Consider the following 12,430-nt stretch of genomic DNA (forward strand, 5'->3'; position numbering starts at 1 on the left):
ATCAACATTGATGACAGCACCGGGAACCAGCACCAGACAGCTTTCAACCACGTTTTCAAGCTGGCGGATATTGCCCGGCCATTCATAGCCCGTAAGATAGTTGAGCGCCTCGGTGCTGAACGTTTTTGCGGGCATGGTATTGTCTGTGCAGACCTTCTCCACAAAATGGGCCACAAGCAGCGGGATGTCTTCCCTGCGTTCGCGCAGGGGCGGCAGAGGAATCTGCACCACATTGAGCCGATAGTAGAGGTCATCGCGAAACGTACCCTTTTCCACCATGGCGGCAAGGTCTTTATTGGTGGCGGCCACCACGCGGATGTCCACCTCAATTTCCTCTCCTCCGCCAACGCGCTCAAAGCGCCGTTCCTGAAGTACGCGCAACAGCTTGACCTGAAGATCCGGCGTCAGTTCGGCAATTTCATCAAGAAAAAGCGTACCGCCATCGGCCTGTTCAAAACGCCCCCGCCGCATGGCGACTGCCCCGGTAAAAGATCCCTTTTCATGCCCGAAAAGCTCGCTTTCAAGCACGCCGGGATTGAGCGCCATACAGTTAACGGAAACAAAAGGATTGTCTTTGCGCGGGCTTGTATAGTGGATGGCGCGGGCAATCAGCTCTTTACCCGTACCCGATTCACCTGTGATCAGCACGGTTGACCGGCTGGGGGCGGCGCGTTCGACCATAATGAGCACATCACGTATGGCGCGGCTGCGCCCCACAATCTTGTGGACGCCGTAGCGGTCTTCCATCACTTCCTGCAACAGGCGATACTGCCGGTGCGCGCGGGCAAGTTCCACCGCATTGTGAATGGAAAGCAGCAGTTCATCGTTGGAAAACGGCTTGGTAATATAGTCGAAAGCGCCATACTTCATAAGTTCCACAGCACTTTCAATGGAGCCGAATGCCGTCATGATAAGCACGGGAATATACGGCCAGCTTTTCTTGACCCGCTCCAGCACCTGACGCCCCGTTACCTTGGGCATCTTCATGTCCGTGACCACTACGTCAACTTCGCTTTCATCCAGAAAGGCCAGCGCCGTTTCGGGGTCGCTGATGGCGGTAACGGTGTACCCTTCGTCTTCCAGCAGGGTCTGCAGAACAAGAAGGTAGTTTTTTTCGTCGTCGATAATCAGAATATGCGCTTTTTCACTCATGAGACTATTCCTGTACCCCGGCATGGGCTTCGGGCAGCAGCACACGTACAAGAGCGCCGCCTTCCGGGCCGTTTTCCAGTTGGATCACGCCGCCGTGGCTTGTGATAATGGACTGCACAATGGGCAGGCCAAGGCCTGTCCCCCCGTCTTTGGTCGTAAAGAAGGGATCCAGCAGGTTGGCCAGAACGGAGGCGTCAAAACCGGGGCCGGAGTCGAGAAACTCCAGCCGCACATGCCCCTCGCCGTCATGAACTCCACTGATGTGCAGCACGCCCGGGCCGTCCATTGCCTGTTGTCCGTTCACCAGAATATTGTAAAAAGCGCGGTACAGCAAATCCTTGTCGCCATGAACGAAAAGGCCTTCTTCAGTATTACGCTCCAGCGCCACATTGCGCCGCCCCATATCGCCCTCCAGAAAAGCCAGCACCTGGTCCAGCACAAGGCTTACATCAACCAGGTCCTGCTTGGGCTGCCTGGGGCGGGCATAGTCAAGAAAGTCGTTTACGGTTTGTGAAAGGCGCACGGACTCGTCAAAAATGGCTCCCAGTATACGTCTTGTTCCTGCATCGGCATCACTGCGACGTTGCAGCAGCTCGGCACTGGAACGGATGATGCCGAGAGGATTTCTGATTTCATGAGCAATACTGGCGATCACGCGGCCCATGCTCACAAAGCGTTCGTTGCTGTGAAGCTGCTTCTCGAGCTGGCGGTTTTTATTCATACGCTCGGCCAGCACACGCTCCGATCTGTGGATAAGCATGATCAAAAGACCAAAAAGCACCACCGAAGACATGAGGCACATGATCACGATAATGCCCTGAAACGTCACCACCTGCTCATAGTCGCCCGTAATGTCCTGCGTAAGCTCCAGTGCGCCCATGATGGGAGCTTCCTCACCGGGCTTGAGCGATTCCCCCCGCAAGGCGTACAACACGCGGAGAACAAAGGTTCCTTCTTCGGCAGCCTGAATGGAGCCTGCCATGCCGGGATTGTCGAAATTATTTCAGACTTGGGGGCCGCGCCGTGCAGCACCTCATCCAGATTGGCCGGAGAAAGCCCGGCACGGCCGATTTCTTCCTTACGGGTGGAGTACGCCACAATGCGTGAAAAATCATAAATGCGCAGACGCTCCACAGGCAGGCCGTGAATGACGGACTGCACCACCTGATCCAGCCGGTCGTACTGGGCGGGTTGCCGCAGAGAAATGCGCCCGTAGCCGAAAAGCGTGGGCAAGGCAAAACGCCGGAAAATCTGGCTGTTGAGGTTTTCCACCAGCAGGCGGGCAAAGCCTTCTTGCCGGGTCAGCAGCGTTTCGCGGGCCGAATTGGAAATAAAGAACGAAAGCACCAGGCTGGTGAGCAGAATAATCACCAGAGAAAGCCAGGACAGGGGCCGGGCGTAACTCAGGGGCAGCCCCTCGCCGGCATCGCCCCGAGCGCTGGCCGGAGAGCCGGTCGGAGAGCTGGCCTGCCCGCAATCATGGCTGTTGCCCGGCGGTACGCCGCGGCCGCTTCCGGCCTGCGCCGCGCCCTCCTGCCCGTTAGCCGCGGCAGTGGCATCAGAAGGCGGAGCCTGTTTTTTCTTAAAGAACGTCCACATGCCCTAAAACACCTGCTCCTGTAGCGGTACGGCCATAAAACTGTCCAGATCAGCCTGTTCACGCTCATAGTCAGGAGCGCCCAGGCGGGCGTTGGCAAGACGTTTGCCCAGCTCCACGGCGGGCTGATCCAGAGGATTCACCTCCATGAGCCAGCCGGTGAACAGGGTGGCTGCCTCAAGCAGCATCATGAAAGCCCCGGCAGACCGAGGGCCGGTATCTTCCACATCCAGATGCACCAGCGGCACGCCGCTCATGCAGAGCGCCATGCGCGTACCCAGCGCTTCGGCCTCAAGCAGCGCGCCCAAAGGCTTGCCGCGCAGCCAGGCCCATTCTTCCGGCAGGTCCTGACCAAAACTCCGGCCCGGCTGCTGGCCCCGGCCGGTAAGAAAAATGCAGCCCTTGTTGCGGCGGCCGTCCAGAAACATCTGGTTCACAGAATGCTGGTCCGTGACGCCCGTGGCCGACACAGGCAAAATGCCCTGCCCGTCCTTGCCCAAGCTTTCGGCCCATAGCTGCGCAAACCACGGCCCGAAGGCGGCCCACCGGGGAACGTAGCAGAAAAGGATCAGCTCGCTGTAGTCCTGCATTTCCAGCGCCCTGGCCCAGCACGCAAGGGCATAGGAAGGATGCTCGCCCACACGGCGCGGATTTTCCACCAGCGGCTGCGCCACATGGGTCGCGCCGTCCAGCAGCGCCCGCCAGTCAATGCCCAGAAAGGCGGCGGGCAGCAGCCCCACCGCGGAAAGAACGGAATAACGGCCCCCCAGATGGTCCGGCACTTCCAGCGAGGCCAGGCCGTGGCTCAAGGCCTCTTGCCGCAGATAGCCGGACACGGCGTCTGTAATCACGGTCATATGCTCGCGCCAGCCTTCACCAAGGGCATCCTGAAGCCATTGCCGCACAAGAAAATACTGTGCCAGCGTTTCAATGGTTCCTCCGGATTTGCTGATGCACACCACGGCTGTTTCCGCCGGATTCAGCGCGGCAAGCAGGGACTCAAACTCTTCGGCGCATACATTGTCGGCAATCCACAGGCTGGGTCCGGTGTGTCCCGGCCTGTCCTGACCCGGAGCAAAGGCTTTCTGCACGGCGCGCGCGCCAAGGGCCGACCCCCCGATACCCAGCACCAGCATGTGCCGGCAGGGGCGCGTACGCTCAAGCACTGGCGGCAGGCCGCTTTCAAGCGAGGCACGGTACGGCATGGACAGAAAAGGCAAAAGGCCCTGCGTGAGTTCGCGCTCCAGCCGTTGGCCCATTTCAGAAGCCCTGGCCTGAAGGGGAGCGGCGTCCGCCATATTCAACCTGTGACTGTAGGCTCTCGACCATTCAAGATAATGGGACATAGGCTTCTCCCTTATGCCGCTGCCGCCCAAGGGCAAAGGCGCGGCTTTAAAACGCGCGGAAGACATACACCGCCCGCGGGCAGACGCAGCGCGCGTCCGTCACAACAGGCTCAGAGGCTTGGGGGCAAAAAAGCGACGGCGTACGGCCTTGTAAGTCTGCGGGCGCACACCGAAGCGATAGCGCCACAGCACGCAGGCCTCGCGCGCGGCACAGGCCCGCACTTCTTTACAGTCGCCCGCACAGAGCATGCACTGCCGCCGGATGGCACGCAGGGCCTGACGGCCCGCTTCAGCCTCCGGTGCCGGGCATGTGCCGTCAGCCAGCAAGGCCAGGCGCCAGTCCCACAAAGGGCAATGCCTGTCAGCGCATGCGCGCACAGCCTTTCCGGAAGCCCCCTGACATTCAAGGCAAAACTGGCGGATAGCCGTAAGGGGGCCGGTTTTTCCGGCTCCCCGTACAGCGTGATCTATGGTGCGGGTGCTCAAGCGGTTTCGGCTCCACAGCATTTTTTGTACTTTTTACCGCTGCCGCAAGGACAGGCATCATTGCGCCCGACCTTGGGATTTTGCCTGCGATACGCCTCGGGCCTCAGAGCAACACCGTCCACATAAAAGATTTTTTCATCATGGCGGGCAAAAAAGCTGCGTTCGCCCAACTGGCGAGGGATGCCCTCCATTTCATAGTAGGCGTGAAACTCCACCACATCAAACAGTTCACCGTTTTTTCCGGCCGGCACGTCATTTTCAGCCCGGTCCACATCCAGACGCAGCCACTGCACATCCTTGGCCTGTTCCGTAAGCTTTTCCACAGAAATGCCCTCCCGGTAGTCCGGGTGGGTACTGTCTACAAGCCACTGGTAACGGCCGAGCACGTAGGCCGAATAGCGCGAACGCATGAGAGTTTCGGCATCGCCGGGCCATGCCGCGCCGTCCATATAAGGACGACAGCACTGATCAAGAGAATGGCCGCTGCCGCAAGGGCATTGCTGTTGCATGAAATCCACCTTGTTTTTAAAGCCCTCAGGGGGCGTATAACCCATAAATATTAACGCATGCCTGTCCGGGCGGCAAGAGCGCACAAGGGCCTGTTGTGCCTTTGGCTTCATAAATTCACAAAAGCCTGATGCCATTTGCGGCAGGCCGAACGCCCGCCGCAAACGCAGCCTTGCGGCCCGGATCAGCGCTTGCCGTGCGCACGCGCCGCCAAACCATTGCCACATACCCAGAATGCGGCCACACGGCACACCTGCGGTAAGCCCCTATACCGACAGCCGCGCAAACACACCAGAAACACAACCGGCTCCGTAATCAGCCTGTGTCCGCCTTATTCCCTGCCCCATCAGTTCGCGACGTCAACTCGTTGCATCAACCACTCCATTAACCGGCAATCGGCCAACCTCACCGACCCGCACGGTCAGCCTGCTCCGCCCTGCGCTTTCAACCCTGCACGCATAAAGCACAGGCAATTGTGATTCAAATCACTATCAATACAACATGAAGTAATATTTGATTTTTAATAAAAAACCACACAAAACATCCCGCTTTTCCCCTACGGAAAAACAAGCTGTAATACCAGCGCAAAAAAAGGATTCAGCCTCAGCGCACCTGCCCGGAAGAGAAAACATAGCAAAAAACCATACAAAACATATACTGAATAATATTCATTAAATACATAGATATACAAAACTTATAAATGCACTATGAATATAATTGGGCATTCAAACATCAAAATGTAGCTGAAAACTATATTTTTCAACTGTTACATCAAAACAGATGCATTCTTACAAGAACAGCTTGTGACAGAAATACTATATCTTATTGGTCAACATTTAAGGTTAACAAGCAATGATAGTTAGATATTTTTTGTCACAAAAAATACAAACCTCATTGACGCAGTTGTTTTAATATAATAATCTTTTTGTATGGATTAATTGAGTCAGAAATTACATAATTTAATTGCCCTTTACCAATGCCTCATGTACAGTGGGGCGTAACCGCGCGTGACGCAAGGGGGTTGTCATGTCGGCATTATCAGAACGTGAATACCTGGCTGAAGAAATTTGCGAACTGTATTCAAAGCTTGCCGGTGATGCGTATGCGGAAGACCTTGCCCGTGCCAGAGATCTGGCGCAGGCAGAAGCACCCCATGACCACTGGCTGCAAACCAACAGGCTGGACTACGAATCTCGCCTGTTTCTTTATCTTAGCGCGGCCTACGCCATGCGGTGTATGAAAAATGAACCCTATAAGTGTGCTGTTTTTATGCGCAACGCGGCTGAAGCCCTCAACAGGCCAAAGCCTAGCTAAACGCGGAACCAGGGGAAATCCCGAAGCGCGTGCTCGGGATTTCCTTATATATTGTGCCCGGCGCTGGTTGTTTACCGGGGTAACATCACCAGGATTATGTCAGGAAGCAAGGATCCACCATGCGGGAAAAACACATCGGATTCAGAACCATTCTCACCAGCCTTTTGTTTTTGGCTCTCGGCATGGCACTGTCTTCAGGCGTGGCCTTCGGTGAGGAACGTATTCCCTTCACCTACCCGGCCTTCAGCGCCAAAAAGATGCCGCCGGTTTTCTTCACCCATGACCAGCATATCGCCTATCTGGAAGACAAGGGGCAAGACTGCACCGCCTGCCACCAGATGACGGACGACGGGCTGTCAGAGACGTTTTTGAACGTAAGAAACGTCGCTCCCGGCAAGCAGATGGATTATCTGCATGCCACCTGTACCGAGTGTCATGTCAAGCTTGCCAAAGGCCCCCGCCTTGTAGACTGCCGGGTCTGCCACAGCGAGCGCATCGCATCTGAGTACGCCGCCAAAAAATAGCCGGTGGCTCACTGCATTAAGGAAGAAAGAACGTTAGGAGGCAGAATCAGATGCTTGACTTTATTACCGGACCCCTTTTTGTCATTTCACTTGTCATTTTTGCAGTAGGCATGCTGGCCCGCGTGTTTCTTTACGTGCGCGGCCTGGACTCACGCCTTGAGCGCGTAGCCTACCGCTATCACACAGACCGTTCCATTCCCGGTGCGCTGGCGTCCATTTTTAAATGGCTCATTCCCGGCGGTACTGACGGTTGGCGCACGCAGCCCGTAGCCACTACGCTGTTTTTCCTGCTGCACTTCGGCGCTGTGCTGGTGCCGCTTTTTCTGCTGGGTCATACCGTACTGCTTGAGCGCTACCTGGGCATAAGCCTGCCCTCGCTGCCCGGAACCCTGGCCGACATTCTTTCAGTGCTCAGCCTGGTGGCCATTCTGTTGCTGGCAGCGCGGCGCATGACATCGCCCGCCCTGCGGCAACTGAACAGCCGCGCGGACTGGTTCATTCTGCTTTTGACCTTTTTGCCCTTCGCCACCGGGCTTATGGCCCGTCTGGATACCTCGGCCTATCAGAGCTGGATTGTTCTGCATGTGCTGAGCGGCGAGCTTTTTCTTATTCTGGCCCCCTTTACCAAGCTTTCGCACATCGTGCTCTTTTTCCTGTCGCGTGCCCAGATCGGCATGGACTTCGCCATCAAAAGAGGCGGAGCTACCCGCGGCGGCGCTTTCCCCTGGTAAGACGGGCAACAGTATTATTATTTTCGCCTGAAAGGAGCGAACCATGTCCGAACTGCTTTGCACCCCCACTCCCATCACCACCAAGGAAGGCATCCTCGATCTGCTGAAGGATAAGGGCGGGGCGCAGTATTACAGCCAAATGAAGGAAATGAAGGTCGACCAGGCAGCCCTGGCCCGCGACCTGGAGCAGACCTGCAAATCGCGCACCCGCACGTGGCTCGATATCTGTGCCCACTGCGCCATGTGCGCCGACAGCTGCTTCTTTTACAGAACAAACAATAACGACCCCACCCAGATCCCCTCGTACAAGATACAGGCGACCCTGGGTGAGCTCTTGCGCCGCAAGGGCAAGGTCGACGCCGCTTTCATGATCAAATGCATGGACGCTGCCTGGGGCAAATGCACCTGCTGCAACCGTTGCGCCGTCTATTGCCCGCACGGCATCGATACCGGCGTCATGTTCAGCTACCTGCGCGGCATCCTTTTCAAGCACGGCTTTATTCCGTGGGAAATGAAGATCGGCTCCGGCATGCACCGCGTGTACGGCGCGCAGATGGACGTGACCGAAGAAGACTGGATTGAAACCTGTGAATGGATGGTGGAAGAGCAGCAGGAAGAATGGCCTGACCTTGAAATACCCGTGGAAAAAGAACATGCCGACGTCATGTATGTTCTCAACGCCCGCGAGGTCAAGCACTACCCTGAAGATATTGCCCTGGCAGCCATACTCTTCCACGTGACCGACACCAACTGGACCGTGCCGCGCGAAGGCTGGGAAAACACCTCGCTGACCATGTTCGCTGGCGACTGGGAAGGCTGCGCACAAAACGTCAAGCGTATTTACGCCGCCGTTGAGCGCATCAAGCCCAAAGTGGTTGTGGGTACCGAATGCGGGCATGCCCACCGCGCCACAGTCATTGAGGGGCCTTACTGGGCCGGACGCGAGAGCGGCGACCCGCCGGTGCGCTTCATGCACTATGTGGAATGGGTGGCGGAAATGCTGCGCACGGGCAAGATCAAGATAGATCCGGCCAAGAAGATCAAGGTTCCCTGTACGCTTCAGGACTCATGCAACTACGTGCGCAACCACGGCCTTGGCATGGCTACCCGTGAAATCATGAGCTATATTGCTGAGGATTTTCGCGAAATGAGCCCCAAGAGCGACCATAACTTCTGTTGTGGCGGGGGCGGCGGCCTCAACGGCATTGGCATTTACCGGCAGGAGCGCAACGTGGCGCTCACCAACAAGCTGGCGCAGATCAAGGCCACCGGTGCCGAAATGGTCATCACGCCCTGCCACAACTGCTGGGACGCCATCCGCGACATGATGGAAGTGTACGAAGAACACAACATCAAGTGGTCTTTCCTCAAGCCGATGCTGGTGGATATGCTGATCATACCTCCGCACATCCGCCATATCGAACCTGAATAGACTAAAGTGACAGTACCGCGATTTATTTGTCCTTTTGCTAGTCGCGGTTCTGCCCAAGGGCGCATCATGAACGCCCGTTGGCCGGGCAAGACATCCCGCTTGCCCGGACAACAATGAAACCTTTGCAGCCGGCAACAGCAGAAAACCTGTTCAGGGCCAGGGGCTTTTTACAGCGCCACACCTCAGGCGGTGGCGGCAGAAACAGCCCCCAGCAGCGCCTCACCGGTACAGGACTTGTTCAAAACGGAAATACCCGTTCCGAAACACACCGGCCTTGGCCCCACGCTGGTGCAGACAATGGCCGGAATATGGCGCGTCTGCGGGTTCCTGCGCAAACGGCTGTACATGATGGTTCCCGACGTGCCTTCCAGTTCCACATCAAAAATGATGCAGTCAGGCTTGAGACTGCGGACCATGTTCAGACTTTCATCGCAATTACAGGCTACGCTCACCTGATAGTCAGATTGACGTAGAACTTGCGACATCCTGCTTAGACTTTCGGCATCGCTGTCTACCAAGAGAATATGCTTTTGCATTGAGGCCTCCGAGTTCGGATTCTGATCTTCTGTGAACAGGATGTTCAGCCTTACGGCGCGTGCCATGCCGTTGCGAAAGCCCCGCGCTCTGGCGGACGGAGCAAAGGGTTACCGCATCAAGGGAGTTGCGCAGAGCCGTGGCGGCTTTGTCCCAAACATCCAGAGCGGCTTTGCCCGCCGGAGCTTCGCTGTTGACGCCGGGCAGGGTAATGCCCCCCTCCACCGCGCAGATGATGTCCGCCAGAGTTATGGCTTCGGGGTTGCGGGCAAGCATGTGGCCCCCGGCGATGCCCCGTACGCTTTTGATAATTCCCTCAGCCTGTAGCAAGCGCATGATTTTTTGCACAAACTTTTCAGAAATGCCCGTACAGGCCGCCAACTCAGAAGCAGAAGCAGGAATAGCCCGATCTTGTTCAGAAAGGCACAATAGCAGGTGTAGCGCATGACAAGCCATGGTGGAAATACGCATATTTATTCCTTATTTTGCTGGAGGCGATAAAACTGACAATACTTGATACGTCTAATTTAGACTGCTTTACTCATGATTCTTAGCTCAAGCCACTTTGCGCGTCAAGCGGCTTTGGCGCGATGCGCTCAAACCCGTAGCTGGAATAAAATTCCGCCTTTCCGACTGTGTGAAGTCTTTCGCAAGGATTGAGGTAAGATAAAAAAAAGAGATGCAAAAAGTCCCGCTATGATGCTATACTGTGCCTTGTTCAAATTATGCTTCGGAAGCTCGAACTTCCAAAACAGTGTGATACGGCCATTGGCCGATTTTATATCCCCTTTTTATTACTGCGCCGTGGGGGGTTCGCAATGAAGCTTTCAGCCAAAACACGATACGCCGCCCGTATTTTGCTCTATCTGGCAAAGAACGGACTTGAAAAACCTGTTTCCTCAAGCATGCTGGCAAGTCAGACCGGCATCAGTTCTCAATTTATTGAACAAATTTTGCGTCAGTTGCGGCTGGCGGGCATTACGGGCAGTGTGCGCGGGGCCAAAGGCGGGCATGTGCTGTTACGCAAACCCGAAGAGCTGACTTTTGGCTGCATCGTAAACCTGATGGAAGGGGGCATCGAGCTGAGCGGCTGCCTGGAAAAACCCGGCCACTGCTCACGCTTTGACGCCTGCGAAGTGCGCAAGGCATGGGAAAGCCTGCAGTCGACACTGGATGGAGTGTTTGAATCCATCACGCTGCGTGACCTCATGCACGACGACCATATTTTGCTTTGAAACAGTACGTCCAGCAGCGGCGGACGGCCCCACTGCAGCCTGTTCTTTCAGGAACAGAGCCAAATGGTGCGGCGTCCGCCTTATCTGGATTCTGTCCTTCCTGCCTGAAGTTTTCCGCTCCCGCCTCCCGGCGGCATGACAAGGCAAGGCCCGCCGGGCCGCCTGCTACAAAAAGTCTCTGCGCTCCCCAACCATCTCCCACGCCCCCACCCCACGCACAGCAATGCAGCAGCCTGCCTTGATCTGCGCAACCATCATTCCTGACCGAGCTTCGTTCAGTCCCGTTGCCCTGGTGTGCCTGAAACTGCACGGTTGTCGCACTGCCTGAGCATTTTCCCGCAAAAGGCTCAAGACCGCCGAAAGCAGTTGCCAGGCAACGGGCAGGAAGCACGTCACCACACTCCCATACACGCCCTTTCGCATATTCTGCGTTGCGCTGCTGCTCCCATGCTGTCTGCACCTTCTGCTTCCTCTTTCACAGCCATTTTCATGTAGTATTCGATGTTGTTACGCTGCATAGAACTCATACTAAACAAATATGTTTAAGCATCAGACGACAAAAATCCATGCGGGAACACTTTTTTTAGCGTTTCTGCGTTAGCGGAAAAATATTTTTTTCTTGCCAAAAAAACATTCTTGGGCTTTAAATCTATCTGATTTTCTTAAATAAAATTAAGTTAATCTTGATTAATTTTATCGTAATGAATCTGTCTGACATCTTTGCATTTTTTTATATTTTAGGTATCAGGAGTGCCACCGGCCATCTTGACTTTATGGTTTAACGTGACCAATTCCTGCCAAGGACGGTCCGCCACAGTCATTGGTCCGGTAATTTTTCAGGAGAGGTTGCAGGCAAGCAGACGCATGCCGGGCTGTTAGCGGCGCACCGGCCGGGCCGGGCCCGCCGAACCCATGTTTCAGCGGCATATTGACCCTACGGGAGAAAACGCATGACCATTTTGTTTTACATCTTGGGCTATTTGGCGGTAGCCGGCTTCTTTTGCATGGCGTACTTGAAAATCCGGTCCTACATGGCGGCCAGTCCGCTGCATGTGCGCTGGGAACTTTATCCTGTCCCCCATGAGGGTGCGCAAAAAGCGGCCTACGGCGGCAGCTTTATGGAAGAAAAAGACTGGTGGACCAAGCCGCGCCACATTTCGCACTGGGGCGACATCAAGGGCATTCTGACTGAGGTGCTCTTTCTGCATGCCACCTTTGAACACAACCTGAAACTGTGGGTGCGCACCTATCCCTTCCACGTGGGCATGTACATGCTCATGGGCGGAACCATTATCGTACTTTGCGCCGTGATCGCCCAGATATTTGGTCTGAACCCGCAGGGCGGCGTCATGATTTTTGTGGGCAACGTCATCAACGCCGTGGTTCTGGTCGGTGGGCTGTGCATTGTCATCGGCGGCATCGGTCTGATTGAACGTCGTCGCAACGATGAAGGCCTGCGCCGCTACAGCACGCCCGAACACTACTTCAACCTGGCCGTCTTCCTCCCCCCCGGCCTGCCGCGCCCGGCCCCCTCGCCCGCGCCCCCCCCGCACTCCCACCTCGCCCCCACCC

Annotated in this window: 11 protein-coding genes and 2 pseudogenes; 6 read left to right on the forward strand and 7 right to left on the reverse strand. The window is 55.9% G+C overall.

The features are described from left to right. The 5 genes and pseudogenes from QZ377_RS11855 to QZ377_RS11875 all read right to left on the reverse strand — a co-directional run. Positions 1–1,152: sigma-54 dependent transcriptional regulator (locus tag QZ377_RS11855; protein ID WP_291441353.1), on the reverse strand; the 1,152-nt coding region annotated here is incomplete at its 3' end. A gap of 4 nt (positions 1,153–1,156) precedes the next feature. After that, positions 1,157–2,751 (reverse strand): annotated as a pseudogene (locus QZ377_RS11860) (ATP-binding protein). A 3-nt stretch (positions 2,752–2,754) separates the two neighbouring features. Then, entirely contained in the window at positions 2,755–4,095 is a 1,341-nt protein-coding gene (locus QZ377_RS11865) for a glucose-6-phosphate isomerase (protein ID WP_291441354.1), read from the reverse strand. Between the two features lie 99 nt (positions 4,096–4,194). After that, the gene (locus QZ377_RS11870; RefSeq protein WP_291441356.1) at positions 4,195–4,581 is read right to left on the reverse strand and encodes a hypothetical protein; all 387 of its coding nucleotides are present in this window, start codon (positions 4,579–4,581) and stop codon (positions 4,195–4,197) included. Then, on the reverse strand, positions 4,578–5,090 hold the full coding sequence (locus QZ377_RS11875; protein ID WP_291441358.1) for a YchJ family metal-binding protein: 513 nt from the start codon (positions 5,088–5,090) through the stop codon (positions 4,578–4,580). The genes QZ377_RS11870 and QZ377_RS11875 overlap by 4 nt, the downstream gene beginning before the upstream one ends. Before the next feature lie 1,024 nt (positions 5,091–6,114). On the opposite strand from QZ377_RS11875, the gene QZ377_RS11880 reads away from it, so the two are divergent. The 4 genes from QZ377_RS11880 (at position 6,115) to hmcF (ending at position 9,089) form a co-directional block, all read left to right on the forward strand. Continuing rightward, the gene (locus QZ377_RS11880; RefSeq protein ID WP_291441360.1) at positions 6,115–6,402 is read left to right on the forward strand and encodes a hypothetical protein; all 288 of its coding nucleotides are present in this window, start codon (positions 6,115–6,117) and stop codon (positions 6,400–6,402) included. 119 nt (positions 6,403–6,521) lie between these two features. Further along, positions 6,522–6,926 (forward strand): cytochrome c3 family protein, encoded by a 405-nt coding sequence (locus tag QZ377_RS11885; RefSeq protein WP_291441362.1) that lies wholly within the window; start codon positions 6,522–6,524, stop codon positions 6,924–6,926. 50 nt (positions 6,927–6,976) lie between these two features. Beyond that, a complete protein-coding gene (gene hmcE, locus QZ377_RS11890; protein WP_291441363.1) occupies positions 6,977–7,657 on the forward strand; it encodes a sulfate respiration complex protein HmcE in 681 nt (226 codons plus the stop codon). Between the two features lie 43 nt (positions 7,658–7,700). Further along, complete coding sequence (gene hmcF, locus QZ377_RS11895; protein ID WP_291441365.1) at positions 7,701–9,089, forward strand: sulfate respiration complex iron-sulfur protein HmcF; 1,389 nt, start codon at positions 7,701–7,703, stop codon at positions 9,087–9,089. A 182-nt stretch (positions 9,090–9,271) separates the two neighbouring features. Here hmcF and QZ377_RS11900 read toward each other — a convergent pair whose 3' ends face one another. Both QZ377_RS11900 and QZ377_RS11905 read right to left on the reverse strand, forming a co-directional pair. Continuing rightward, positions 9,272–9,625: a response regulator gene (locus tag QZ377_RS11900; protein WP_291441367.1), complete on the reverse strand. Its 354-nt coding sequence runs from the start codon at positions 9,623–9,625 to the stop codon at positions 9,272–9,274. After that, entirely contained in the window at positions 9,549–10,094 is a 546-nt protein-coding gene (locus QZ377_RS11905; RefSeq protein ID WP_365855079.1) for an Rrf2 family transcriptional regulator, read from the reverse strand. Before QZ377_RS11905 ends, QZ377_RS11900 begins: the two co-directional genes overlap by 77 nt. Positions 10,095–10,441: 347 nt before the next feature. Between QZ377_RS11905 and QZ377_RS11910 the strand changes: the two genes are divergently transcribed. Together QZ377_RS11910 and QZ377_RS11915 are read left to right on the forward strand one after the other, a co-directional pair. After that, a complete protein-coding gene (locus tag QZ377_RS11910) occupies positions 10,442–10,858 on the forward strand; it encodes an Rrf2 family transcriptional regulator (protein WP_012624474.1) in 417 nt (138 codons plus the stop codon). Between the two features lie 1,004 nt (positions 10,859–11,862). Next, positions 11,863–12,430, forward strand: a pseudogene (locus tag QZ377_RS11915) (nitrate reductase); the annotation flags it as partial.

The sequence above is a fragment of the Desulfovibrio sp. genome (assembly GCF_019424165.1).
Classification (GTDB): domain Bacteria; phylum Desulfobacterota; class Desulfovibrionia; order Desulfovibrionales; family Desulfovibrionaceae; genus Desulfovibrio.

Coding starts and splice junctions, on each gene's coding strand:
- QZ377_RS11865 (WP_291441354.1), bottom strand. CDS start 4,095: ATGTCCCATTATCTTGAATGGTCGAGAGCCTACAGTCACAGGTTGAAT.
- QZ377_RS11875 (WP_291441358.1), bottom strand. CDS start 5,090: ATGCAACAGCAATGCCCTTGCGGCAGCGGCCATTCTCTTGATCAGTGC.
- QZ377_RS11880 (WP_291441360.1), top strand. CDS start 6,115: ATGTCGGCATTATCAGAACGTGAATACCTGGCTGAAGAAATTTGCGAA.
- QZ377_RS11885 (WP_291441362.1), top strand. CDS start 6,522: ATGCGGGAAAAACACATCGGATTCAGAACCATTCTCACCAGCCTTTTG.
- hmcE (WP_291441363.1), top strand. CDS start 6,977: ATGCTTGACTTTATTACCGGACCCCTTTTTGTCATTTCACTTGTCATT.
- hmcF (WP_291441365.1), top strand. CDS start 7,701: ATGTCCGAACTGCTTTGCACCCCCACTCCCATCACCACCAAGGAAGGC.
- QZ377_RS11900 (WP_291441367.1), bottom strand. CDS start 9,625: ATGCAAAAGCATATTCTCTTGGTAGACAGCGATGCCGAAAGTCTAAGC.
- QZ377_RS11905 (WP_365855079.1), bottom strand. CDS start 10,094: ATGCGTATTTCCACCATGGCTTGTCATGCGCTACACCTGCTATTGTGC.
- QZ377_RS11910 (WP_012624474.1), top strand. CDS start 10,442: ATGAAGCTTTCAGCCAAAACACGATACGCCGCCCGTATTTTGCTCTAT.